We start from the raw sequence: 24,332 nt of genomic DNA on the forward strand, positions 1-24,332 counted from the left end.
AGATAATAGGAAGGCATGTAAGCAGAAAAGGAGACAGAAAAGAAAATGTTATCGAATTTAATAGAGCAGTTATTGCAATTTTTTGCAAGTTTAGGATACTTTGGAGTAGCCTTAGGGTTAATGATTGAAATCATTCCCAGTGAGATTGTTCTCTCTTATGCTGGATTTTTAGTAGCAGACGGTAAAATCAGTTTTATTGGAGCGGTGATTGCTGGTACAATCGGTGGTACTTTAGCACAAATCTTCTTGTATTGGTTAGGGTATTATGGAGGACGTCCTGTCGTTGAAAAATATGGAAAATATTTATTGATTAACAAGCATCATTTAGATGTGGCGGAAGGCTGGTTTAATCGATATGGGGCGGGAGTAATTTTCTCAGCACGCTTTATACCGGTTGTGCGTCATGCAATTTCGATTCCAGCAGGATTAGCGAAAATGCCTTTGAAAAATTTTACACTATACACAGTAATCGCGATTATCCCATGGTCAATTTTGTTTATTTATTTAGGAGAAAAACTAGGTGGGAATTGGCGTCATATTAAAGAATATGCAGCTGACTATACGCATTACATAATTATTGGGGCAGTGTTCTTTATTGCTCTTTATTTCGGTTTAAAAATATTGAAAAAAAGAAAAACAGTTCGTTAAAGCCAATGATTTCATTGGCTTTTTTCATACCTTTCAGTTCTAAAATAAAGAAGTTGTCCATAATGTGTAGTAATAAAGCGTAGCGGGGGAATGAAATGAAGGGATCACCGTTTTTACGTGGAACATTATTTTTAACGATGGCAACGATGATATCTAAAATGCTCGGATTTATATATGTTATTCCATTTACAGCAATGGTTGGTACTAGCGGATATGTATTATATACGTATGCATATCGGCCATATACAATTATGTTAAGCATTGCAACGATGGGATTACCACTTGCTGTTTCAAAAATGGTCTCGAAATATGATCAGTTAAATGACTATCATACAGTAAAACGGGTGTTGAAAAGTGGAATATTTTTTATGATTTTTATGGGGCTAGCTTCATTTCTAGTTCTTTATATGTTAGCTCCATATCTTGCAAATCTAGTGATCGATGGAAGTGATCAAACTGGTAATAGTATGAATGCTGTTACATATAATATTCAAATTGTTAGTTTTGCACTACTGATTGTACCAGTAATGAGTTTATTACGCGGTTTTTTTCAAGGATTTCAATCTATGGGACCATCGGCTTCTAGTGTAGTTGTAGAACAGTTCTTTCGTGTATTAACAATCTTAATAGGAAGCTTTGTTGTGTTGCATATTTTGAAAGCATCTGTTTCGTTAGCGGTTGGAGTTTCAACTTTTGGTGCATTTATGGGCGCGGCAGCTGGACTAACTGTTTTGATTGGATTTTATATGAAAAGGCGGAAATACTTAAAACGGAAAGAGAAAGCCAGTATCCCGCAGACAACGAAGTCTTTTTTTGCTTTATATAAAGAGCTATTTACGTATTCAATCCCATTTGTTGCGGTTGGACTAGCGATTCCGTTGTATCAAACAATTGATACATTTACAATCAATAAACTTTTAATAGAGATAGGTTACGTGCAAATCGAAGCAGAAAAAATAAATGCGATAATTGGGCTTGTTCAAATGGTTGTACTTATTCCAGTGTCGGTTGCAACAGCCTTTAGTATGTCTCTCGTTCCTGAGATGACGAAAGCTTATATAGCTGGAAATGTACAATTATTATATAAGCATTTCACGAAAACGAATTTACTTGTTGTAGCGATTACAATTCCAGCAGCAATTGGAATGATGATATTAGCTAAACCTATATATACTTTTTTATTTGGAGTAGGAAATGATCCGAGTTTAGGAAGCGCTATTTTACAGTACTATGCACCGGCATGTATATTATTTTCATTGTTCACAGTTACTGCTGCGATGTTACAAGGCATTAATCAGCAACAAAAAACAGTTCTGGGTTTAACCCTAGGGATTATCATTAAAGTCGCATTAAATATTGTATTATTACCGTACTTTGACTACACTAGTTTTATTATCTCAACATATGCAGGCTATACTGTTTTGGTTTCATTTAACTTGTGGATGCTTTCTAAATATGTTATAAAGGCAACATAAGCTTTTGGAAAGACAGAGCAATCTCTGTCTTTTTCTATTTTAAAAGAATTTATGAAGAAAAGCGTTTTCAAATTAATTTTCTATTGAAATTTGAACGTTTGTTTCATATGCTGAAAATAGCGGTTCAAAAACTGTTGTTTAAGTGAGGTAGATTCCCACATGTAAAAAGAATCGGGGTGATAGTATGTTAAATATTTATTTAACAGACCGAAACGGAAAACTACAAGAAATAGAGGAAATTGAAAAAGGTTGCTGGATTAATGTACTTCATCCAACAGAAGAAGAAATTCAATTTTTAGTGCAAACATTGAATGTAGAATTGGATTTTATTAAAGACCCATTGGATGATGAAGAACGATCTCGTATTGAAAAAGAAGATGATAATGCATTAATTATCGTTGACATTCCTACAGTGAGGCATGATGAAGAAGGAAATTCAATATATGACACGATTCCGATTGGTATGATTGTAATGCCGGAATGTTTCGTTACAATCTGTTTGGAAGAAAATCCGATTTTCGAGCGATTTATTAATCAACGTATTAAAGAATTTTATACATTTAAAAAGACGCGTTTTGCACTGCAGCTCTTATATACGATTTCTACTTATTATTTACGATACTTAAAGCAAATTAACAGAAAAACAATTGACTTAGAACATGAATTAAATAAGTCAATGAAAAATAAAGAAATCTTCACATTATTAGGTCTTGAAAAAAGTTTAGTGTATTTTACGACATCTTTAAAAGCAAACAAAATTGTTATTCAGAAGTTAATGCGTAATAATAACTTTCTTAAAATGTATGAAGATGATCAAGATTTATTAGAAGATGTATTAATTGAAAATAAACAGGCCATTGAAATGGCCGAAATATATAGTCATATTTTAAGTGGTATGATGAATACGTTTAGCTCAGTTATTTCAAATAACTTAAACAGTGTAATGAAACTGTTGACGTCAATTACAATTATTTTATCATTACCAACAATGGTTTCGAGCTTTTTTGGAATGAATGTAGAAATTCCACTTGGTCATAGCCCACATGGTTTTATAATTGTAATGATTATATGTGCAACATTATCTTGCACTTTAGCGTTTATTTTTTGGAAGAAACGTTATTTTTAAAGATAAAGAAAGCTGCTATAGCATAGTTATTAAACTACGCTATAGCAGCTTTTTTGTCGTAATATAACGTTTCTTATATACGATACATATATTGATGGAAAACTTTTTTTCCATGATTTGCAGATTTGAAAAGGGCTTGTTCAAATAATAAATTGAGGTTAAAATTACATATTGTTAATGAAAAAATGGAGGAAATACATCATGGAATTGTTTCAGTTACCGAAAGCATTCCTGCAAATGAATACAATCTTTATCTCAATTTTAATTGAAGCACTACCATTTGTGCTAATTGGTGTATTTATTTCAGGATTCATTCAAATGTTTGTGACAGAAGATATGGTGGCAAAATGGATGCCAAAAAATCGATTTCTGTCTGTGTTATTAGCCACTTTTCTTGGCATGATGTTTCCAGGGTGTGAGTGTGGGATCGTTCCGATTGTAAGACGTCTAATTGGTAAAGGTGTTCCACCATACGCTGGAATCGCATTTATGTTAACGGGTCCGATTATTAATCCGGTCGTATTATTTGCAACGTATGTTGCATTCGGAAGTAGCATGCATATGGTATGGTACCGTTCGATTGTAGCTATTGTTGTAGCAATTATTGTTGGAATTATATTATCATTTATGTTTAAAGATCATCAATTACGTGATGAGCATTTCCCAGAGGTAGATCATAAGCGTCCACTGCGTAAAAAAATGTGGGATGTTTGTACACATGCGGTTGAAGAGTTTTTCTCAATGGGAAAATACTTAGTAATGGGGGCATTAATTGCCGCTGCTGTTCAAACGTTTGTACAAACTTCAACGCTACTTTCTATAGGACAAGGACCGTTCTCTTCATCAGCTGTTATGATGGGCCTTGCGTATATTTTATCACTATGTTCAGAGGCGGATGCTTTTATTGCATCTTCGTTCCAAAGTACATTTTCAACAGCATCACTTGTCGCGTTCCTCGTATATGGACCGATGGTGGATATTAAAAATATGTTTATGATGCTTGCGACATTTAAAACGAAATTTGTAATTGTTGTGATAGCTACAGTTACACTCGTGGTTTATGCAAGCTCACTACTCATTTATGCGATGGGGTGGTAGGTTATGTTTCGAGCTTATATTTTACTCGGGTTTACAATCTTAATTACGCAGCTTCATATTTCAGGTAATATAACAAAGTATATAAATATGAAGTACGCCTATTTATCAAAAACAGCAGCAATTATTTTAGGGTTTTTAACACTTATTCAAATCATTGTTGTTTTCCAAAAGGAACACCAAAAGGAGAAAGATCAGCACAATTGTGGTTGTAATCATAGTCATTGTGGACATGATCATTCAAAAGATGAAAATACATGGTGGAAACGGACTTTTGCGTATACATTATTTTGTTTTCCTATTATTTCAGGACTATTCTTTCCAATTGCGACATTAGATTCGGATATAGTTAAAACAAAAGGTTTTCATTTTCCTGTTGCGCAGGCAGAAAGCACAGATCCATTTATGACAAGGCAGTTTTTAAGACCCGATACGAGTATTTATTATGGAAAAGAAGGATATCGCGGTGTAATGGAAAAAGGGAAAAAAGAATATGTAACAAAAGATAGTATCGCTTTAAAGGATGAAGATTTCTTAAAAGGAATGGAGACAATCTATAATTATCCTGGTGAGTTTACAGGGAAGAAACTTTCTTTTAAAGGATTTGTCTTCCGCGATGATTCTGCAAAAAAAGAGCAATATTTCTTATTCCGCTTTGGTATTATTCACTGTGTAGCCGATTCAGGTGTATACGGAATGTTAGTGAAAAAGCCAGATGGGGTAGAGTGGAATAATGATGATTGGATTCAAGTAGAAGGGGAAATTTCAACTGAGTTTTATCAACCATTCCACGCAAATATTCCTGTTTTAGAAGTGGAAAAGTGGAATAAAGTTGAACAGCCGAAGGAACAATATGTATTTAGAGGAGCCGATTGATTATAATTGGTTCTTTTTTACATCCAGTTCGTTTATGTTAGCTATGAATCGTTTGTGTTTGGACAGGATTGCTGTTTTACGTGCAGAGCAACGTCAGATTCAAAAAAAGAAAGTAAGAAAATTGCAACGGTATTAGCTTTATAAGTAAACTAGAATGAAAAGCGGACACCTAAATTTAGGTGTCCGCTTTTATAGTTTTTTCATCTACATATCGCTCTTAAGGGTAGCTAACTAGCAAAAGCAAGCAGCACCGACGATAATTAAGAGGATAAATAAGACGACAAGTAACGCGAATCCATTCCCATGTGCGAAGCCCATTGTTATTTCCTCCTTTTATTGTAAGATACAACATACAATATGCAAATGCACTTTTGTTTGACAGGGACATATATCACGAAACTGTGGATTTTTCTTGTATGTTAACGTGAAAAAAAGGAAACATATAGGAATAACAGCTTTTGAAGAAAGGGTTTTATCCATGAAAAAATGTATAGCTATTTTGTTATGCATCATAGGGATATCTATATGGATGACCATTGATCTAGAAATGGGGAAGAAAATGAATAGTGGACTTGAAATATCAAAATTTCGATATGGGAATTTTCAATTGTATACGAACGGGGAAGATTTGAATCGAAACTTGTTTGAAGATATAAATCGTGCTGAAAAATTTGTTTATCTTCATTTTTATATTGTAGGTAAAGATAAAGTAAGTCGTGATTTCTTACAGCTATTAGAGAAGAAAGCATCGAGTGGTGTAGATGTGAAATTATCAGTTGACCGCATTGGTGGCTATAAAATTAAGAAAAAAGTGATTCAGCAGTTAAAAGAAAAGGGTGTTAAATTTACTTTTAGTAAAAAGCCTAAATTTAAAAATCTGTTTTATTCACTACATCAACGTAATCATCGCCGTATTGCAGTGATTGATGGGAAAATTTCTTATGTCGGCGGTTTTAATATTGGAGAGGAGTATCTTGGAAAGGATCCTAAATTCGGAAGATGGCGTGATTATCAACTGCGTATTCAAGGAGAGGGAGCAGTTGATATGGAACGAAAATTTGTAGAAGATTGGTACGAGGATACTGAAGAAAAGCTTTCTTTGTACGAAGGACCACCTCAGCAAGGGAAAGCAAAGTATCAATATGTATTTTCGAATGGGAAAGGGTTATGGCAGGAATACGGTGCATTCATAAAAGAGGCTAAAAAATCATTAATTATTGCAACGCCGTATTTTGTACCAAGTAAGGAAATGATGGATGGTTTACAAGAAGCATTGCAGCGCGGAGTGACTGTAAAGATTCTAGTTCCCTTTAAAAGCGATGCCCTATTACTAAAACAAGCTGCTTACCCCCATTTAAAAAAGATGTTAGATGCTGGTGCAGAAATCTATCAATACCACAATGGCTTTTTTCATGGAAAGGTGACAATAATTGATGGTACAAGCGCTGATGTAGGAACAGCTAATTTTGATAATCGTAGCTTTTATATTAACATGGAGTCGGATTGTTTTATATATGATAAAGCAGTTGTAGCTGAAGTGTGGGGACGATTACAAGAGGATTTTCATGACTCTAAGCGTTTGACGGATAAAGATTTTGACAAAATTAGTAGCTGGGACTGGTTTTTAGCAAAGATAGCAAATGTTCTGGCTTTCTATTTATAGGCATATATTAAAAGGAAGGGGGAGCTATAATATGAGATGTATGGAAGAATTACTACAGTGTAGTTATGAAATGATTCATATGATGGGTGAGTATATGAACAAAGTGGAAGATGAAGAGCTAGGAGATATATTAAAACAGCATTTGCCCTATATTTTGCAAGCTTACAATGAACAAGTGAACTTTCAAGAAGGTGAAAATGTACAGCATATGATTTGCGAACAACTGAGGTCTCCCCTTATACAAAATGGTATACCGATGACTAATACAAGTAAGGGTGATACCGAAATTGCTATTTCCTATATCTCGAATTTAAAAAGATTAGCACTCAGATTTGCTCAAGTTGCTGTAGAAGTTGCAAATCCGGAATTTCGATCATTTTTGGAAAACTGTTTTGTTAAAATGAATCGTTATGCTTATAGCATATGGCAATATGTTGTGAAAAAAGAATATACAATAGAAAATATATATGCAGCCGAAAGGTTTGCATGGAATGAAAAACAAGACAGTGTATGAACTGTCTTGTTTTTTTGAAAAGAATTATAAGCTTTTTACCATTCCACCATCAACAAGGAAAGATTGCCCGGTCATATATGTATTTGCATCGGATGCAAGGAATGCAGCGAACGCTGCGAACTCGCTAGGGCGACCGTATCTTCCGAGAGGGATAATTGATTCATATTGTTTTTGAACGTCTTCTACTGTAATTCCGTGCTTTTCGGCAGCTGTTTCATCGAGAGAAGCGATGCGGTCTGTAGCGATACGTCCTGGGGCAATGGTATTAATTAGAATGTTATATGGGGCAAGCTCAGATGCTAACGTTTTTGCTAAGCCTGTAATGCCGACGCGGAACGTATTCGATAATAGTAATCCGGGAATTGGCTCTTTAATAGAAGACGAAGCGATGTTAATAATTTTTCCGCCTTGTTCCTTCATATATGGGAGTACTTCACGAATCATACGTACGTAACTTAATAAATTGAGTTCAAATGAATTGTACCAATCTTCATCTGTTAATTGTTCAAATGTACCAGGCTTAGGACCGCCGGCATTGTTTACTAAAATATCAATTGTGCCAAAGTTTTGTACAGTATATTCTACCGCTTGTTTAATGCTTTCTTTATTTGTAACATCACAAACTGTATACATGGCAGTACCTTTATTAAGGGCGATCAATTCTTTTTGTAAAGATGCTAGCTTTTCTTCATTACGACTCAGTAGCATAACATTTGTACCTTCTTTTATAAGTTCTGTAGCAATCGCTTTTCCTAAACCTTGACTAGATGCGACAACTAGAGCAGTTTTTCCAGCTAATCCAAGTTTCATATATATCAACCTTTCTCTGTTATATTATTTTTATTATAAGCGAAAATGATTCAAAATAAAAAATAAACGCCTCCCTTGTCAGAAAATTTACAGAAATTTACCGTATCTTTACTTACTTCTCATATTTCCTTCAAAAAAGAGAAGTAATATGAGATTGTACATATTCTATCAAAAGGGGGAAAAGCAAATGAATAAATGGGTTAAATCTTTAACTGTAATGGCACTTGCGAGCTCTTTATTTCTGGTAGGCTGTAATAATAGTGAGGATAAGAAAAAAGAAGAAGATACAACAACACAGCAAGATAAAAAGAAAGATCAAGAAACGAGCAAGGATAGTACTTCTTCAGATTCAAAGGAAAAAAAATAATATTTTGAATGATAGGGCTTCCTCATGTGTTGAGGAAGCTTTTTTAGTTGTATTTTTTCCACTTTTGAGAAAAAATAGAGAGAAATAATAAGTAAGGAGTACGAGGATGAAAATATGTATATTTGGGGCAACTGGAAGAGTTGGCTCACAGTTAATGAAACTAGCATTACAAGATTTACATGATGTCACAGTATTAGTTCGTGACCAAGATAAGGTTGTGGAAAAACATAACAATCTATATATAGTAGAAGGAAATGTATTACAGGAAAATGATGTGAAAAAGGCGTTAAAGGGGGCGGATATCGTGTTAAGTGCTCTTGGGACTGATGGAAATAGAACATTATCGCATAGCATATCTACTATTATAAAACATATGGATAAAGAGGGAATAAACAGGATTATCACGATAGGAACAGCAGGTATTTTACAAGCTCGAACAAATCAGAAGATATATCGATTTCAATCGGAAGAATCAAAGAGAAAAACTACAACAGCTGCAGAAGATCATCTATCTGCTTATGTAGCTTTAAAAAATAGCAAGTTATGCTGGACAATTGTTTGTCCTACACATTTAATTGATGGAGAAGAAACGGGTATGTACCGCACGGAGGGGGAAATGTTACCACTGGACGGATCAAAAATTACGGTAGGAGATACGGCTTGTTTTACGTGGTCTTTAATAAATAAAAAAGTATATGAAAACACTCGTGTAGGTATTGCGTATTAAAAAACCATCCCTGAAAAGGGATGGTTAAAAAAGAATGTAACATACAAAAATGATAATCATAATAATTTGTAAAATCGCTTTTGCCACTGTACTGCTTAAAAAGCCGACGACTGTAGCAATTCCCACCATAAAAGCTTCTTTCGGTGTCTTTTTATGCAATATTTCTGTCATGAAAACAGACAGAAATGGAATGATAATGAGACCAAATGGCGGGAAGAAAAAGGAACCGACAATAATAGAGAGCATTCCCACACGTTCGCCCCATTTGGTACTTCCATATTTCTTTAAGAAATATCCATTTGCGATAAAATCAGCAACAAAAATAAAGATGGTAAAAATGATTTGAAGGATCCAAAAGCTTGTTGATAGCTCCCCGCTATTTATACCAAAATGATAAATGAGATATCCAGCCCATAGTGCGAGTATGCCAGGGATAATTGGATAAATAAAAGCAATAAATGATACGATGAAACAAGCAATTATACAAAGTGTAAGAAAAATAGTCACTTTATATCTCCTTTTTACTATCTAGTTTATGTACAGCAACTTTCTTAATTTGATGCCCATCAATCTCTAATGCTTTGAATTGGAAACCAGCATATTCAATTGAATATCCAGCTTCAATATTTAAATCAATAGCTTGGGATAGAAGCCAGCCGCCAATTGTATCTAAATCACTTTCATCAATATGTAAACCAAACATATCATTTACTTCTGAAATGAGCACTTTTCCATCAAATACAGTAAGTTTTGGTGTGCGTTTTTCAATCATTGGTGGTTCATCTGCATCAAACTCATCTTGAATTTCGCCAATAATTTCTTCAATAATATCTTCCATTGTTAATAGTCCAGCTGTCCCACCATATTCATCCACTACAATCGCCATTTGAACACGGTTTTTTTGGAGGTGGATTAATGTTTGACGAATTGGAACTGTTTCAAAGACAGTTAAGACGGGATGTATGTATGCTTCTAAAGGTTTGTGAATTCCCTTCGTTTGATCGTGAAAAATTTCTTTTGTATTTAGCATACCAATAATATCATCTTTATCTTTTTCTATTATCGGATAGCGTGTATATTTTTCAGATGCGACAATTTCCATATTTTCAGATAATGTATTTTCTGTAGATAAACAAATCATTTCTGTACGAGGTACCATAATTTCTTTGGCAACACGGTCATCAAACTCAAAAATATTGTTTACATATTTATATTCGGTTTGGTTAATTTCACCACTCTTAAAGCTTTCACCTAAAATAAGTCGTAATTCTTCTTCTGAGTGCGCAAGTTCATTTTCTTTTGCTGGTTCGAGGCCGAATAGTTTTGTAAAGGATACGGCTGTACTATTTAGTAACCAAATGAAAGGATACATGATTTTATCAAACCAGATGAGTGGTTTGGCAAATTTTAATGTAATTGCTTCAGCTTTTTGAATCGCAAAAGATTTTGGAACAAGTTCACCTAATACAACATGAAAAAAAGTAATAACACTAAAAGCGATGATGAAAGATAGCGTATTAGCCATCGCTCCAGTAATATTTATTTTTTCAAATAGTGGTCGTAGTAAGTGTTCAACAGTTGGTTCACCAAGCCAACCAAGCCCTAAAGACGTGATGGTAATACCAAGCTGACAAGCTGATAAGTATACATCTAAGTTAGAAACAACGCTTCTGGCAGCTAGTGCTTGCTTATTTCCTTCATTTGCAAGCTGATCAATTCGGCTTTTTCGTACTTTTACAACTGCAAATTCAGATGCAACGAAAAAGCCAGAAATGAGGATAAGTACAAAAATGAGAAAAATATTTAATATGTCCAAGTGTGTTCTCTACTCCGAAGTTGGAATAAAGATGTCACCTCCTGCAAGTATGTTATACTTTTATAATAAATCGAAACGAAAATAATAGTCAAAGGAAATGAGTAAATATTGGGATGTTTTTCTAATCATTCATGAATTTGTTGGTATTTTACCCTGAATGAAAGAGGAATAACCCTCCATTTTAAGGAGGGGGATGGCTTATATCTTAATTATTTAATCATTGTTTTTGCAATAGCGTAAGTTTGATGTTTAGACTGGTTTGTTGTCCATACGGATTGAAGGAAGGAAAGAATGATATACGGAATATAAAGGAGTAACAGTCCAATTGTAACAACAGTTGGTGAACTTCCTCCAAATTGAATAATAAATTGTAGTAATCCTTTCGTATGAAAAATACATTCCATATAACAGAATGACAAAATAATGGAACTTAAAATAGATTTATGATTTGAAACGATTGCTATAAATAATGTATTAATGAGAAAAGATGAATCGCGTATAACATGTTCTTCCGTTTTATTTAAAAACGGGATCCATTTTTTAATTGCCTGTATAATGATAATCATTGATGCACTACATATGATGATGAGGGAAGAAAGGAATGGAATTGTTATGTACTTTGTGATGTGTAAAGAAATTAATACAATAGAACATTGTAATAAAACGGTACTGAATGAGTATGGAATCCAGCGCAATATAACAGTATACTTTTTTAATTGTTTTGGTACTTTTAAGAATAAATGTCCAATTGCTAGGCTAATGGAAAAACCAATTACGAGTGTGAATGTAAAGCGAACGATCGATAAAAAGTATACTTCCCATATATAAGGGAATAGAAGTGTAGATTGTCCAGAAACATGTAACATTCTAGTTGAGTTTATAATAGGTTGAGATGAGAAAAGAATAGATTCATGCATCCAATCAATCATGGGGATTGAAATGTGCGGAAAATGAGTGAAATTATAAAAAATCCCAAGTAAACCTTTTAAATAAGAAGGCTCATGCGCTAATAATATAGCAGGAATCGGGCTTATGATAAGAATGATTAGAAGTCCAGCTAAAAAACGATACGTATAAGAACGAAATAATGAAGACATAATTGCTCACCTACTCTTTGAAAATTCAGAAAATTCTTATTCTTATTCTAGCGTTTTTTTGAATAAGTTACAATATCTTTTTCTTTCCATATAGGTTCGGTGTAATAATTTGTGAATATTGCTTTTGTACAGAATAATAATCTACTAAATTTCTCAAAAAATGAATCATTCATGAACAAATAATGACAGTAGTATGAATAGTTTTCAGAAAAGTAAAATAAAATATTTATTTTTTTCTAAAAATATAATATAGTTAGGGCACAGAAAGTATTTTAACATAAGGAGGCTTTTTATGAGGATTAAAGGGAATTATGTACCAAAAAGAGAAGTTTTATATTGCTCCATATCATTAACAATAGGTGAAGCATTGGATCATTTAAATAAAACGGGTTATCGCTGTGTGCCCGTTTTAGATGAAAAGAAAGAGAAATTTTTAGGAAATGTATATAAAGTAGATGTTTTAGAATATAAAGGTTCATTAGAGGATAATCTATCAGAATTATTAAATGATAAAGAGGGCTATGTGAGAGAAGACTCTTCTTTCTTTAAAGTGTTCTTTACAATTAAGAAGCTACCATATTTGTCGGTTGTCGATGAGAAAGGAACATTTCTTGGAATCTTAACTCATAAAAAGGTATTTGAGCTATTAGAGGATGCATGGGGTGTTCATTCTAGTAAGTATTCTGTTATGGTGGGAACCCAAGATTATAATGGAGCGATTCAAAAACTATCTACGGTTTTGAAAAAGTATAGTGGTATCCAAAGTCTAATGACATTTGATAATGATGCATTGTTAATACGCAGAATTATGTTTACATTGGGTGAAGAGTTTAAAGTAGAAGAGTTAGAGACTTTATTAAAGGATTTAGAGGATCACGGATTTCGTGTTGTATATGTAGAAGAAATGAATAATCCACGTGAAGTGGAGACAATAGAATAGAAATGAAAAGCCATCTGTATAATTTGGATGGCTTTTCGTTATACATAAGAAAAGAAATGTTAATGTTATTTTAAAATAAAAAAATGAATGCGTACGTATTTATTTTTAAAATATTTTTCTAAAAGAATAATAGATGAAAAAGGTGTGCATACTATTTAACTTTCGGAAAATTCTATATAAAAAATATGTTTTTATTTTTCAACTAAATGTGTTACTATATTTGTGATAAAAGCAAAGAGGTCTGACAAGTTTTACTTCACGGTATAATACTCTGATGATTTAAATATTCAAAAAAATCAAAATATAAATCGGAGTAAAGAAGAAGGGGAAGTGGAGAAATTATGGAGAAAGACATTGCTTTTTTAGGGGCATACATAATCAACAGGAATAGAAAGGAGGATGCATAGCATATTGTGAAAGAGACAAAAACAATAGAGACATGCTATGCAAAAGAGAGATGAAGGGACGATTAAGGCCAGGAGACACGATAGCGATTGGTTTAATGTTGTTTGCATTATTTTTAGGAGCTGGAAATTTAATTTTCCCACCAGTATTAGGACAACAAGCTGGAGAAAATGTTTGGATTGCCACCATTGGATTCCTTGTAACAGGAGTCGGACTCCCCCTATTAGCTGTAACTGCTGTCGCTTTTGTAGAAGGGGACTTGAAAGCGTTATCCTCTAGAGTACACCCTATATTTGCGTTTATTTTCCCACTGGTTAGTTATTTAGCGATTGGACCATTCTTTGCAATCCCGCGAACAGGAGCGGTTTCTTTTGAAATGGGAATGAAGCCATTTCTACCAGAAGCGTTTGTGTCAGAGTGGTATATGCTGTTTCTTTACACGGTAGTTTTCTTTGGGGTAACTTGGTATTTATCACTAAACCCATCAAAATTAATTGACTGGTTTGGAAAGTTTCTTACTCCGTTATTAGTATTAATTGTTGCTATAATTGTTGGGAAAGCGATTATCGATCCAATTGGGGCACCTGCTGCACCATTAGATGCATATAAAGATAATGCGTTTTTTGGCGGATTTATTCAAGGATATTTAACAATGGATGCTATTAGTGCACTTGTATTTGGAATCGTTGTGGTACAAGTTATTCGTTCAAAAGGAATAAAAGAGAGCAGACAAATTGCAAAAACGACAATTGTATCAGGAATTATTGCTGTAATAGGTTTAACGTTAATTTATTTATCACTCGCGTATCTCGGCTCAACAAGTACATCACTTGGCGTTTCTGATAATGGAGGTCTTATTTTAACGAAAGTTGTAAACGAGCTATATGGCACGAGTGGCAAAATATTATTAGGCCTTGTTATTACACTTGCTTGTTTAACAACGTCAGTTGGGCTCGCATCAGCATGTGCGGGATTTTTTACAAACTTATTCCCAAAAGTATCACATAAAATGGTTGTAACATTGGTATGTGTGTTTAGTTTAGTTGTATCCAACCTAGGGTTAACACAGCTTATTGCTGTAACATTACCAGTATTGATGATTATTTATCCTGTTGCAATCGTATTAATTGTATTGTCTTATTTCCATAAATGGATCGGACAGCGAAATACAATATATATCGGTGCGATTTTAGGTGCACTAGTTATTAGTTTATTTAACGGTTTAGAAAGTGCAAATATTAAGTTTGATGTAATAACAAATGTCCTGCAAATGCTTCCTTTATATAAGGAAGGAATTGGTTGGTTACTGCCATCATGTGTTGGCGGAGTTATCGGTTATTTTCTATATAGACCAAAAGAATCAGGTGAGTTGCAAAAGAAAGGTGCTTAGGCATCTTTCTTTTTTTAGAGGGAATTTGTATGTTTTGTCTAAATGGTAATTTGGGAGGGAGAATATAATGGCTAATTTTGAAGACTTTTTACAGTTAGATTTACGTATTGGCACGATACAAAAGGCAGAAGAGTTTAAAGAAGCGCGCGTACCTGCAATTAAGCTTGAAATCGACTTTGGTGAACTTGGTATGAAACAATCCAGTGCTCAAATAACAAAGAGGTATATACCAGAAGAGCTAATTGGGAAACAGGTTGTAGCTGTCGTGAACTTTCCGCCTAAGCGTGTTGCAGGCTATAAATCAGAAGTACTTGTGCTAGGTGGAGTTCCAGAACAAGGGGATGTAATCTTATTGCAGCCTGATATAGAAGTTCCAAATGGAACATCTATTAGTTAAATAGGAGGGGACAGGGATGGAAGTTGGAAAAGCTTATTTAGAATGTGCTGTTTCAAACTTTAAGGCGATTCAAAAACAAGGGGAACGGACACTTTCACAGTTATCATACGAACAAATCAGTTGGATACCTCATGAAGAAGCAAACAGTATTGCTATTATAGTCAAACATTTGCAGGGGAATATGCGATCGAGATGGACAGATTTTTTAACGACAGATGGTGAAAAATTAGATCGGAACCGTGATGGTGAATTTGAAAGCGGTTATGCTTCAAAAGAAGAGATGTTAGTAGCGTGGAGGGATGGTTGGGGTTATGTTTTTCAAGCGCTGCAATCATTAACTCCGCAAGATCTTTTAAAAAGCGTTCATATACGAGGAGAAGCACAAAGTGTTATGCAAGCAATTGAAAGGCAAATCACTCATTATGCATCACATATCGGACAAATTATTTATGTTGGAAAATTGCTGAAGGGAAAAGAGTGGGAATGTTTAAGTATTCCCAAAGGGCAGTCTAATCGTTATCTTCAAAAGTGACGTTCAATATAATAATAAGAAATAAAACGATATAGAACGGGTACTAAAAAAATAATCCAAATGACTGATGGTTCTGTTATTGTTAAAATAGTGCCTATAGCGAGAGTATACCAAATGAAATATATTCCAAATAGCGTATTAATAGGAATAAAGTTAGAAAAGAAAAATTGTTGATTAAAACAAGCATTGTGAAATAAGTAGATGCGTACGTAAAGCATTGTAGTAATAAGATCTTGCTTTCTGACAATTTTTTTCTGACATTTATGACATATAAAAGTTATTTTCATTCATACACTCCATTTAAAAATAAGATTATGACCTTCTTAAATTTGTTATTAGTTTATAAATAAGGAGATATAAAGAATATACTCCTACATAAGCTCCGGTAATGAGAAATAATGGGTTCAATAAAATACCGTGAATCGTTGTCATAAATACTAAGCCGTGCAGTACAACATCATATATGTTAAAAGCAATTAGTATACCCAGTATATATAATGAAAGGTACGCGCAAATATCTAAGAAAGCATGGATTTTAGGGTGTACTGCAAATAATAAAAAAACACATGATAAAACAATAGGCATGATACCTATAATTAGCTTCAATTCATTTCACCTCTAAGACAATATTGCCCAAATTTAGGCGGTCTATTCTCGATAGCTTGTACATAAGTTGGAACAGAGAGGGTGATGTTATGAATCGAGGCTTTTTTTATGTGAAATTAACAAGTGTACGAAAGCTTATTTTATTTGTTGTCATTATGATGTTAGTAACCTTTTTCCTTATTAGTATGATGGTGACTTCATTGAAAGAAACAAAGTCAGCATATTTATATAATTGGTTGAATGAGTTATCAATGAATGGTTATATGTATGTGATTGGAAAGGAAAATCATTATTTTACACAAGAATATCGGAATTTAAATCAAGATTTTTCGATTTCATCTTTTCTTTTTTCAACAGCAACAAATATTCGATTTGATGATGTACGCAGTTTCGTTGGGAAAGAACTTCCTGGATTCGGAAGATATGATACAGAAATTGTCATTGCTGGTGAAGGAACAAATTATTCTAACTTACCTATTGAGTCGAGCGTTCCACTTGAAGAAGTGGTGAAAGAGCGTACAGGAGAAACAGGACAAGTTCCGAAAACGGATCCGAACAAAGAGAAAAAAGAGCCTGCGCAAACAACAGGGAAAAGACAAATTGCATTTATTTATCATTCTCACAGTTGGGAATCATATTTACCTTTATTAAATTTAACAAATGATCCAGATCCGAATAAGGCAACAAGTTCTGTGACGAATATTTCTATACTTGGAGAACGGTTCCGTGACCAATTAGCAAATGAAGGAATAGGAGCAGTTAATGACAAAACAGATGTTGGGAAAAAGTTGATAAGTAAGGGGTTAAATAGTAATAGTTCTTATAAAATGTCTCGAGAAATTGTACAGGAGGCAATGGGAGGAAATAAAGAGTTACAATATTTTTTTGACTTACACCGAGATAGTGCCCGCAAAAATGTCACGACAAAAGCAATTGGAGATAAATCGTATGCGAAGCTTGCCTTTGTCATTGGAAAAGGAAATAAAAATTACACAAAAAACTTACAATTAGCAACTGCCCTGCATGAAGCGATTAATAAAAAATATCCAGGGGTAAGTCGAGGAGTTATACAAAAGGGGTTTCAAACAGGGAATGGTGTTTATAATCAGGATTTGTCAGGGCAAGCGATTTTAATTGAGGTAGGAGGTGTAGATAATACATCTGAAGAACTAAATCGCTCCATTGATGTATTGGCAAAAGCATTTAGTGAATATTTTTGGCAAGCAGAAAAGGTGAATGGGTGAACGTAAGCGAATTGCTTACGTTTTTTTGTATTCAATAAGAAGAAAAAGATAAGAGCTAATGCTTTTCTAAATAAAGTTTCATCTTCATTATACTAATATCGAAATTTGTCTATTTATCCTATGAAAAATAGAGAGGTATTTCATAAAAAAATGGCGAAATCCTCTTTACGGATAAAGTTTTTCACATTATAAAGTTGACAGGGTGATAGAGATGATACGAGAAATTCAAATAGAGGACGCAGTAGCATTTTTGCAACTAGGAAAACAATTGGATGAAGAAACTTCCTATATGTTATTGGAACCAGGTGAGCGGGATACAACAGTGGAGCAACAAAAAAATATGATCAAACGCTTTATCGAAACTTATAATTCTACAATATTTGTAGCAGTAGAAAAGGAACAATTAGTCGGATTTATTTTAGCTAATGGTGGTAATGCACAAAGAAACAAGCATGCAGTAGCGATTATAATTGGAATTTTACAAGAATATAGCGGAAAAGGAATTGGGGCGGCTTTGTTTAAAGAGGTAGAAAGATGGGCAAGATTACATGATGTATGGCGTTTAGAGTTAACAGTAATGGCCCATAATACACGAGCACAAACACTATATAAAAAAGCAGGATTTGAACAAGAAGGTATGAAAAAATCTTCTCTTATCGTTGATGGGAGAAATATTGATGAGTATTATATGGCCAAATTATTAAAATAAGAGGTCGTTTTATGAAAAAAAGATGGAGACTACTGGTTCTCGTAGTAGTTGTGATTATTATTGGAGTGGCAGGCATTAATTATAAAATGTATAAAGATAAACGGGCACAAGAAGTGAATGGTAGCGCTGTATTTCCAAAAGCGCAAGACACGATTGCTAAAATGGAAGGGGATCTCGCGGTTGTGAATAATCCAGATTCTGTACTCGTACTTGTAAATAAAAGCAGACGGCTACCAGATCGTTATAAGCCGCAAGATTTAGTTATTCCTAGAGTACGTTATTCCAGTGAAGGTGATCAAGAGAAAAAAAAGATGAGGAAAGAAGCGGCGCAAGCACTTGAAAAAATGTTTGAGCAAGGTGATCAAGAGAGAATTTTTCTCTTTGCAGTCTCAGGTTTCAGATCTTTTGATCGGCAAAAAGCGTTAAATACAATGTATAAGATTCAAGATGGGGAAGCGAAAACAGCGATGTCGAGTGCAGTACCAGGAACGAGTGAACATCAAACGGGACTTGCAATGGATATTACGTCACAATCAGCTAAATTCCAATTAGAGTCTGTTTTTGGAGATACCAAGGAAGGAAGATGGCTTGCTCAAAATGCGCATAAATTTGGTTTTGTCATTCGGTACACAGAAGAGAAAGAGACTATTACAGGTTATCGATACGAGCCGTGGCACGTACGTTATGTAGGGAATCCGCAAGCGACATATTTATATGAAAATCAATTCACATTAGAGGAAGCAATGCAGTAATCAATTTAAGGGGAGATGGTTCAGGTGACAATGTTATATAAGAAAAAAGTATATGCATACATTACAAGGGAGAAAGCAGGAGTTATACAGTTACTGGTTTTTACTCATCGTGATATACCAGAAGCAGGTGTACAGGTCCCAGGCGGCACGGTTGAAGAAGGAGAAAAATTAGAAGAAGCAGCAATACGTGAAGTGTTAGAAGAGTCGGGTTTACGTCATTTATGTATAGAACGTTACATTGATGATTATATCATCCATGTAAAAGAAAAACAGGAATATCAAAAATGCCATTTTTTCCATATTTCGTTGTTAACAGATGTAAAGGATACGTGGGAACATACAGTAAGTGCCGGGGATGAAGATCGAGGTTTAGTATTTTGTTACGAATGGATCGATATCGCAAAGTGTCCTGTATTAGCAGGAAATCAAGGCGAATTTATTCATTTATTAGAAGAGATGTATGTGAAGTAGAAAGTTTGTTCATATACTAAAAAACGTTTTAGACAGCTTTTGTTCGTCTAAAACGTTTTTTTATTCTCTTTGAAATGGAAGGTTTTTGAAAGTGGAAGTTGAAATTCTTGGTAGAGGATTTATTTGTTGAAATGGGGAGAAATCAAAATGATTAAAATTGATAAGTAATAAGATTTGAAATGAGGAAAGAACGAATAGGGAGAGATTTTAGGTGGAGATCCAATTCAATAAACTACTAAGAAAAGAATTAACAATTCAAGATATACAAACAGCGATGGAGAATGGGGAATTTACTTCGAAAGAGTTAGTTATGTATTATCTTCATAGGATAGCGAAGTATGACCAGGACGGTCCGAATATAAATTCTATTTTAGAAATAAATCCAGATGCGATTTTTATCGCAGAAGGATTAGATCATGAAAGAAAAATAAAGGGTGTCAGAGGTCCTTTACACGGTATTCCTGTTCTCTTAAAAGATAATATTGAAACAAATGATTCAATGCATACAAGTGCAGGGACAATCGCTCTTGAAAACTATATAAGTAGTAGTGATGCATTTCTTGTGAAAAAGCTTTGTGAAGCAGGTGTTGTCATATTAGGTAAGACGAATATGACGGAATTAGCGAATGGGATGTCTTTTGAGATGTGGGCTGGATATAGTTCAAGAGGAGGACAAGTCATTAATCCATATCGTTCAGGTGATGATGATTTTTTTGTTGGTGGTTCGAGTACAGGATCAGCTATAGCAGTTACTGCAAACTTTACTGTTTTATCTGTTGGAACAGAAACGGATGCCTCTATTTTAAGTCCGGCAGTTCAAAATTCTGTAGTTGGTATTAAACCGACTGTTGGTTTGATTAGTCGCAGAGGGATTATCCCTTTCACATATTCGCAAGATACAGCGGGACCTTTTGCTAGAACAGTAACTGACGCGGCAATTTTATTAGGGAGTTTAACAGGAATAGACCAACTTGATCCTGCAACCTATAAAAGCGAAGGGAGAGCTCAACAAGATTATACGGTTTATTTAGATTCTAATGGTTTAAGGAGCGCTAAAATTGGAGTATTTAACAAAGCATCTGAAGACTATTACGAATCTGGAGAGTATGATGAGGAACTATTTCAGAATGCTGTACAAGTACTGCGTAATGAAGGAGCGACAGTATTAGAAGATATCGAAATCCCATCTTTTCTTAGGGAGTGGAGTTGGAGAGTCTCGTCGTATGAATTAAAACATAGTCTAGATAATTATCTTTCTAAGTTACCTTCAAATATTCCAGTTCATTCTATCTCTGAATTAATTGCATTTAATAAAGGCATAGAAGAAAAGGCATTAAAATATGGACAAAAAAGGTTAGAAATGGGAAAAGATTTTCCTAATACCCTAAGAAATCCTGAATACTTAAATGCAAAGTTAGAAGATTTATATTTTTCCCAGGAGCAAGGAATTGATTTTGCCTTGAAGAAATATGGTCTTGATGCAATTCTCTTTCCTTCATATATAGGATCAACAATATGCGCTAAAGCTGGCTATCCTTCCATAGCGATACCGGCCGGATATAGGAACAGCGGCAGGCCTTTTGGAATCACTTTAGCAAGTACTGCATTTAGCGAAGGTACGTTAATTAGGCTTGCATATGCATTTGAACAAGCTACAAAATATAGACGAATTCCAAATCTATCATAAATACAGCGTAAAAAGGATAGGGTGACCTATCCTTTTTACACTCTGTGAACTTAAAGAGAAAGGTCCTTTTCTTGCCGCTTCGTATGTTTTAGTAAAATAAAAGATAAACAAGCAGAACATAAAATTAGAAAAGCAGCAATGATATAGATAGTACGGACACCGAACATATCGGTAATAATACCAACGCTTAGCATAGAAATTCCTGAAACAGCCGAAGTAAGTGTGCCATGAGCGGTATACACTTTTGATAATAGAGGCGGTGGTACGCTTGATTGTAAAGCGGTTGTTTGGGAAATATCTCGAATTTGATAGGAAGGCCCCATTAGAACACAAAGAAACAGTGCAATAAATCCGTTGCTTGTTATGCCATATAGGAAAGTGAGCACGCTGAATAGAAGAGATCCTAAAGCCATTGAGCGTATTAAGTTATTTTGAATATATGTACTTATTCGCCATGCTAATAGTCCACCAATTAATGTTCCGATATAATAGCTTGTGTTAATATACCCCCACCACTCTTCTCCTTTATGAAGAGCGGTCGTTACGTAAGCCATTGTAATACCGCCAATCCATATCGTGCCAGCAAAAGTTTCAATTAAGTCCATATATGTAACGGTACGGAGGGAGGGGTGCTGAAATAAAAGTTTCCATCCTTCTATTAATGTAGCTGATTTGGAAGATGATTTCTCTATTGTTTGTTCAGATTGTATAGTGTGCAATGAAACATATAATGTAGTACATCCAAAAATCATTAATACGTTGTTTATCATAAGTGTAGGAGTAGCACCAATTAATAATACCACTACACTTGTAAATGAATAAGCAGTTGCTTGAACAATTTGTGTTGAAAAGGAAAAGACACTATTTACTTTTACTAATTTTTCTTGTGGTGTTAGGCGTGGAATAACAGCATATAATAAAGGGGAACTCCAACCTTCGCATAATGAAATGAGAATAATAAAAGCAAGAAGGGCAACGATGTTAGAAGAGAGTAAGGGAAATAGTACGGTTAATAGAATCAAAAGGGAAGTCTTAATCCCCTGTAATGTAATGAGTAATGAATAAGATGGAAAACGATTCATTAGAAGTGGTGCGGATGTACTCGCAATAAAACTTGTAATAACTCGTAATAATGGAAAAAAAGCTGTGATAGTAGCTGATTTAGTTGTTATATAAATATGAGTAGTAAGAATCATTATGTACACAACTTCAACAAGAGTGATGCATATTTTAGAAACCCAATAAAAGGATAATGGTCGTTGAGGCAATAGGAATACCACCTTTTTATAAGTAATTATTTTTTCTTTATATTCATATTAATCTGCGGAAAAGTTTTTTGAAAGAATTTTATTTTTTGTAACTTTTAGACAGGAATTTTCATGTATAATAAAGAATATATTAATATACTATTTTAGTGATATTCATCGTAACAGTGAATATGTATAATGCTTCCGTTGAAACGTCTCCTATTTAATTAGGAGGACGTGATAAACAATTCTTTTTTTCATATACATATAGAAAATAAAAAAGAAAGTGAGGGTTGCATATGGCTGGATGGGTAGTTTGGTTTATTATAGCCGGTATTTTATTTATTGCAGAAATGTTATCAATTACCTTTTACATGCTATGGCTTGGCATTGGAGCAGTTGTCGGAGGTCTTATTGCATTGTTTGCTCCAGATGCATTATTTCTACAAGTTGTTGTAGGGGCAATAGTGAGTTTAACATTGACTTTCTTTACGAAACGAATCTCTAAAAATTTTCGAGAGGCAAAAGGATTTACGGATACTGTCGATAAACTGGCTGGTAAAAAAGGAATTATCCTGCAAGCGATTACAAGTGAAGAAAATGGGATTGTGAAGGTGGATGGCGATACTTGGACTGCGATTTCAGATGTTCCCATTTCTACTGGGGAAAGAGTCATTGTTATAAAGAGGAGCAGCACTGTTTTACATGTGAAAAGGGAGAGTGAATAAAAATGGTAGCATTAACATTAACGATTATTTTTGCATTAATTGTCATTGTATTCATCGCGTTAACAATTAAAATCATGCCCCAACAAAAGGTAGGTGTGGTTGAAAGGTTTGGTAAATTCCAACGCATCATGCAGCCGGGGTTAAATCTAATAATCCCAATTGTAGATCGTATACGTGTATATCATGATTTACGTATTCAACAAACAAATGTACCACCACAAAAAGTTATTACGAAAGATAATGTACAAGTAGAAATTGATACGATTATTTTCTATCAAATTGTTGAGCCTGAACTGGCGACATATGGTATTTCTAACTATGAATATGGTGTTCGTAATATTACATCCGCAACAATGCGTCAAATTATTGGTAAAATGGAACTGGATGAAACATTATCAGGGCGTGAAAAAATTTCGACAGAAATTCGTCTAGCGCTTGATGAAGCAACCGAAAAATGGGGCGTTCGGATTGAACGTGTAGAAGTAGTAGACATTAATCCGCCAAAAGATGTGCAAGCGGCAATGGAAAAACAAATGAAAGCAGAGCGTAATAAGCGTGCTATTATTCTAGAAGCAGAAGCGGCGAAACAAGATAAGGTCCTTCGTGCAGAAGGGGAAAAACAAAGTAAAATCTTGATGGCTGAAGGGGATAAAGAAGCGCGTATTCGTGAAGCAGAAGGTATAAGGGAAGCAAAAGAATTAGAAGCGCAAGGGGAAGCGAGAGCGATTGAAACGATTGCAAAAGCGGAACAAAACAGAATTGAACTACTACGTGCAGCGGACTTAGATGAACGCGTTCTTGCTTATAAATCATTTGAGTCATTGGCTGAGGTTGCAAAAGGACCAGCTAACAAAGTCTTCATTCCGTCTAATGCGATTGAAACACTTGGTACACTCGGTGCAATTGGTGAAATTTTCAAAGAAAAACAAGAGAAGAAATTGCCTTCTTCTGATACACCGAAAGAACAATAGAAACGAAAAGGAGAAATGGGCTACCATTTCTCTTTTTTT

Annotated in this window: 28 protein-coding genes; 20 read left to right on the forward strand and 8 right to left on the reverse strand. The window is 34.4% G+C overall.

What is annotated here, in order from left to right:
- Positions 1 to 45: 45 nt before the first annotated feature.
- From uptA to QRY57_RS11430, 5 genes are all read left to right on the forward strand, one after another.
- Positions 46 to 648 carry an undecaprenyl phosphate transporter UptA gene (uptA, locus tag QRY57_RS11410; RefSeq protein WP_026592237.1) on the forward strand — a complete coding sequence of 201 codons (603 nt, stop codon included), beginning with the start codon at positions 46 to 48 and terminating at the stop codon, positions 646 to 648.
- A 95-nt stretch (positions 649 to 743) separates the two neighbouring features.
- Positions 744 to 2,123: a putative polysaccharide biosynthesis protein gene (locus tag QRY57_RS11415; protein WP_286017473.1), complete on the forward strand. Its 1,380-nt coding sequence runs from the start codon at positions 744 to 746 to the stop codon at positions 2,121 to 2,123.
- A gap of 184 nt (positions 2,124 to 2,307) precedes the next feature.
- Positions 2,308 to 3,249 carry a magnesium transporter CorA family protein gene (locus QRY57_RS11420; RefSeq protein WP_026592235.1) on the forward strand — a complete coding sequence of 314 codons (942 nt, stop codon included), beginning with the start codon at positions 2,308 to 2,310 and terminating at the stop codon, positions 3,247 to 3,249.
- A gap of 201 nt (positions 3,250 to 3,450) precedes the next feature.
- A complete protein-coding gene (locus QRY57_RS11425; RefSeq protein WP_026592234.1) occupies positions 3,451 to 4,347 on the forward strand; it encodes a permease in 897 nt (298 codons plus the stop codon).
- A 3-nt stretch (positions 4,348 to 4,350) separates the two neighbouring features.
- Positions 4,351 to 5,220 (forward strand): TIGR03943 family putative permease subunit, encoded by an 870-nt coding sequence (locus tag QRY57_RS11430; RefSeq protein ID WP_026592233.1) that lies wholly within the window; start codon positions 4,351 to 4,353, stop codon positions 5,218 to 5,220.
- 231 nt (positions 5,221 to 5,451) lie between these two features.
- Here the strand turns inward: QRY57_RS11430 and QRY57_RS11435 are convergent, their stop codons facing one another.
- Positions 5,452 to 5,538 carry a YjcZ family sporulation protein gene (locus QRY57_RS11435; RefSeq protein ID WP_000505094.1) on the reverse strand — a complete coding sequence of 29 codons (87 nt, stop codon included), beginning with the start codon at positions 5,536 to 5,538 and terminating at the stop codon, positions 5,452 to 5,454.
- Between the two features lie 160 nt (positions 5,539 to 5,698).
- Here QRY57_RS11435 and cls point away from each other — a divergent pair, with 160 nt between their 5' ends.
- Positions 5,699 to 6,883, forward strand: a complete 1,185-nt coding sequence (gene cls / locus QRY57_RS11440; protein ID WP_286017474.1) for a cardiolipin synthase — start codon at positions 5,699 to 5,701, stop codon at positions 6,881 to 6,883.
- 31 nt (positions 6,884 to 6,914) lie between these two features.
- Entirely contained in the window at positions 6,915 to 7,397 is a 483-nt protein-coding gene (locus QRY57_RS11445) for a spore coat protein (RefSeq protein ID WP_026592231.1), read from the forward strand.
- A gap of 24 nt (positions 7,398 to 7,421) precedes the next feature.
- Here the strand turns inward: QRY57_RS11445 and QRY57_RS11450 are convergent, their stop codons facing one another.
- Entirely contained in the window at positions 7,422 to 8,207 is a 786-nt protein-coding gene (locus tag QRY57_RS11450; RefSeq protein ID WP_286017475.1) for an SDR family oxidoreductase, read from the reverse strand.
- Positions 8,208 to 8,394: 187 nt separating this feature from the next.
- On the opposite strand from QRY57_RS11450, the gene QRY57_RS11455 reads away from it, so the two are divergent.
- Together QRY57_RS11455 and QRY57_RS11460 are read left to right on the forward strand one after the other, a co-directional pair.
- Entirely contained in the window at positions 8,395 to 8,574 is a 180-nt protein-coding gene (locus tag QRY57_RS11455) for a hypothetical protein (protein ID WP_026592229.1), read from the forward strand.
- 106 nt (positions 8,575 to 8,680) lie between these two features.
- On the forward strand, positions 8,681 to 9,301 hold the full coding sequence (locus QRY57_RS11460; RefSeq protein WP_286017476.1) for an NAD(P)-dependent oxidoreductase: 621 nt from the start codon (positions 8,681 to 8,683) through the stop codon (positions 9,299 to 9,301).
- Positions 9,302 to 9,325: 24 nt separating this feature from the next.
- Here QRY57_RS11460 and QRY57_RS11465 read toward each other — a convergent pair whose 3' ends face one another.
- From QRY57_RS11465 to QRY57_RS11475, 3 genes are all read right to left on the reverse strand, one after another.
- On the reverse strand, positions 9,326 to 9,808 hold the full coding sequence (locus QRY57_RS11465; protein ID WP_026592227.1) for a DUF456 domain-containing protein: 483 nt from the start codon (positions 9,806 to 9,808) through the stop codon (positions 9,326 to 9,328).
- A gap of 1 nt (position 9,809) precedes the next feature.
- A complete protein-coding gene (locus QRY57_RS11470; protein ID WP_208018320.1) occupies positions 9,810 to 11,117 on the reverse strand; it encodes a hemolysin family protein in 1,308 nt (435 codons plus the stop codon).
- 209 nt (positions 11,118 to 11,326) lie between these two features.
- Positions 11,327 to 12,214, reverse strand: coding sequence for a hypothetical protein (locus QRY57_RS11475; protein WP_286017477.1), 888 nt, complete (start codon positions 12,212 to 12,214; stop codon positions 11,327 to 11,329).
- Between the two features lie 292 nt (positions 12,215 to 12,506).
- Between QRY57_RS11475 and cbpA the strand changes: the two genes are divergently transcribed.
- The 4 genes from cbpA (at position 12,507) to QRY57_RS11495 (ending at position 15,878) form a co-directional block, all read left to right on the forward strand.
- Positions 12,507 to 13,154, forward strand: coding sequence for a cyclic di-AMP binding protein CbpA (gene cbpA / locus QRY57_RS11480; protein ID WP_286017478.1), 648 nt, complete (start codon positions 12,507 to 12,509; stop codon positions 13,152 to 13,154).
- Positions 13,155 to 13,611: 457 nt separating this feature from the next.
- The gene (brnQ4, locus tag QRY57_RS11485) at positions 13,612 to 14,949 is read left to right on the forward strand and encodes a branched-chain amino acid transport system II carrier protein BrnQ4 (RefSeq protein WP_286017479.1); all 1,338 of its coding nucleotides are present in this window, start codon (positions 13,612 to 13,614) and stop codon (positions 14,947 to 14,949) included.
- A gap of 67 nt (positions 14,950 to 15,016) precedes the next feature.
- On the forward strand, positions 15,017 to 15,346 hold the full coding sequence (gene csaA / locus QRY57_RS11490; RefSeq protein ID WP_026592222.1) for a chaperone CsaA: 330 nt from the start codon (positions 15,017 to 15,019) through the stop codon (positions 15,344 to 15,346).
- A gap of 16 nt (positions 15,347 to 15,362) precedes the next feature.
- Positions 15,363 to 15,878 carry a DUF1572 family protein gene (locus tag QRY57_RS11495; protein WP_286017480.1) on the forward strand — a complete coding sequence of 172 codons (516 nt, stop codon included), beginning with the start codon at positions 15,363 to 15,365 and terminating at the stop codon, positions 15,876 to 15,878.
- On the opposite strand, the gene QRY57_RS11500 is transcribed toward QRY57_RS11495, so the two are convergent.
- Positions 15,869 to 16,165, reverse strand: a complete 297-nt coding sequence (locus tag QRY57_RS11500) for a hypothetical protein (protein ID WP_026592220.1) — start codon at positions 16,163 to 16,165, stop codon at positions 15,869 to 15,871. The two genes, QRY57_RS11495 and QRY57_RS11500, sit on opposite strands and share 10 nt — an antisense overlap.
- 25 nt (positions 16,166 to 16,190) lie before the next feature.
- The gene (locus QRY57_RS11505; protein ID WP_208018323.1) at positions 16,191 to 16,484 is read right to left on the reverse strand and encodes a hypothetical protein; all 294 of its coding nucleotides are present in this window, start codon (positions 16,482 to 16,484) and stop codon (positions 16,191 to 16,193) included.
- Between the two features lie 89 nt (positions 16,485 to 16,573).
- Here QRY57_RS11505 and QRY57_RS11510 point away from each other — a divergent pair, with 89 nt between their 5' ends.
- From QRY57_RS11510 to QRY57_RS11530, 5 genes are all read left to right on the forward strand, one after another.
- Positions 16,574 to 17,728, forward strand: a complete 1,155-nt coding sequence (locus QRY57_RS11510; protein ID WP_208018324.1) for a stage II sporulation protein P — start codon at positions 16,574 to 16,576, stop codon at positions 17,726 to 17,728.
- A 211-nt stretch (positions 17,729 to 17,939) separates the two neighbouring features.
- A complete protein-coding gene (locus QRY57_RS11515) occupies positions 17,940 to 18,437 on the forward strand; it encodes a GNAT family N-acetyltransferase (RefSeq protein ID WP_286017481.1) in 498 nt (165 codons plus the stop codon).
- A gap of 11 nt (positions 18,438 to 18,448) precedes the next feature.
- On the forward strand, positions 18,449 to 19,189 hold the full coding sequence (locus QRY57_RS11520) for a M15 family metallopeptidase (protein WP_286017482.1): 741 nt from the start codon (positions 18,449 to 18,451) through the stop codon (positions 19,187 to 19,189).
- Between the two features lie 24 nt (positions 19,190 to 19,213).
- Complete coding sequence (locus QRY57_RS11525) at positions 19,214 to 19,660, forward strand: NUDIX hydrolase (RefSeq protein WP_286017483.1); 447 nt, start codon at positions 19,214 to 19,216, stop codon at positions 19,658 to 19,660.
- 211 nt (positions 19,661 to 19,871) lie between these two features.
- Complete coding sequence (locus QRY57_RS11530; protein ID WP_286017484.1) at positions 19,872 to 21,347, forward strand: amidase family protein; 1,476 nt, start codon at positions 19,872 to 19,874, stop codon at positions 21,345 to 21,347.
- 50 nt (positions 21,348 to 21,397) lie between these two features.
- Here QRY57_RS11530 and QRY57_RS11535 read toward each other — a convergent pair whose 3' ends face one another.
- The gene (locus tag QRY57_RS11535) at positions 21,398 to 22,615 is read right to left on the reverse strand and encodes an MFS transporter (protein ID WP_286017485.1); all 1,218 of its coding nucleotides are present in this window, start codon (positions 22,613 to 22,615) and stop codon (positions 21,398 to 21,400) included.
- Between the two features lie 278 nt (positions 22,616 to 22,893).
- Between QRY57_RS11535 and QRY57_RS11540 the strand changes: the two genes are divergently transcribed.
- Positions 22,894 to 23,322, forward strand: coding sequence for an NfeD family protein (locus tag QRY57_RS11540; protein ID WP_090688714.1), 429 nt, complete (start codon positions 22,894 to 22,896; stop codon positions 23,320 to 23,322).
- Positions 23,323 to 23,324: 2 nt separating this feature from the next.
- Positions 23,325 to 24,293: an SPFH domain-containing protein gene (locus QRY57_RS11545; RefSeq protein ID WP_090688717.1), complete on the forward strand. Its 969-nt coding sequence runs from the start codon at positions 23,325 to 23,327 to the stop codon at positions 24,291 to 24,293.
- Positions 24,294 to 24,332: the final 39 nt, after the last annotated feature.

The sequence above is a fragment of the Bacillus arachidis genome (genome assembly GCF_030285945.1).
Lineage (GTDB): Bacteria > Bacillota > Bacilli > Bacillales > Bacillaceae_G > Bacillus_A > Bacillus_A arachidis.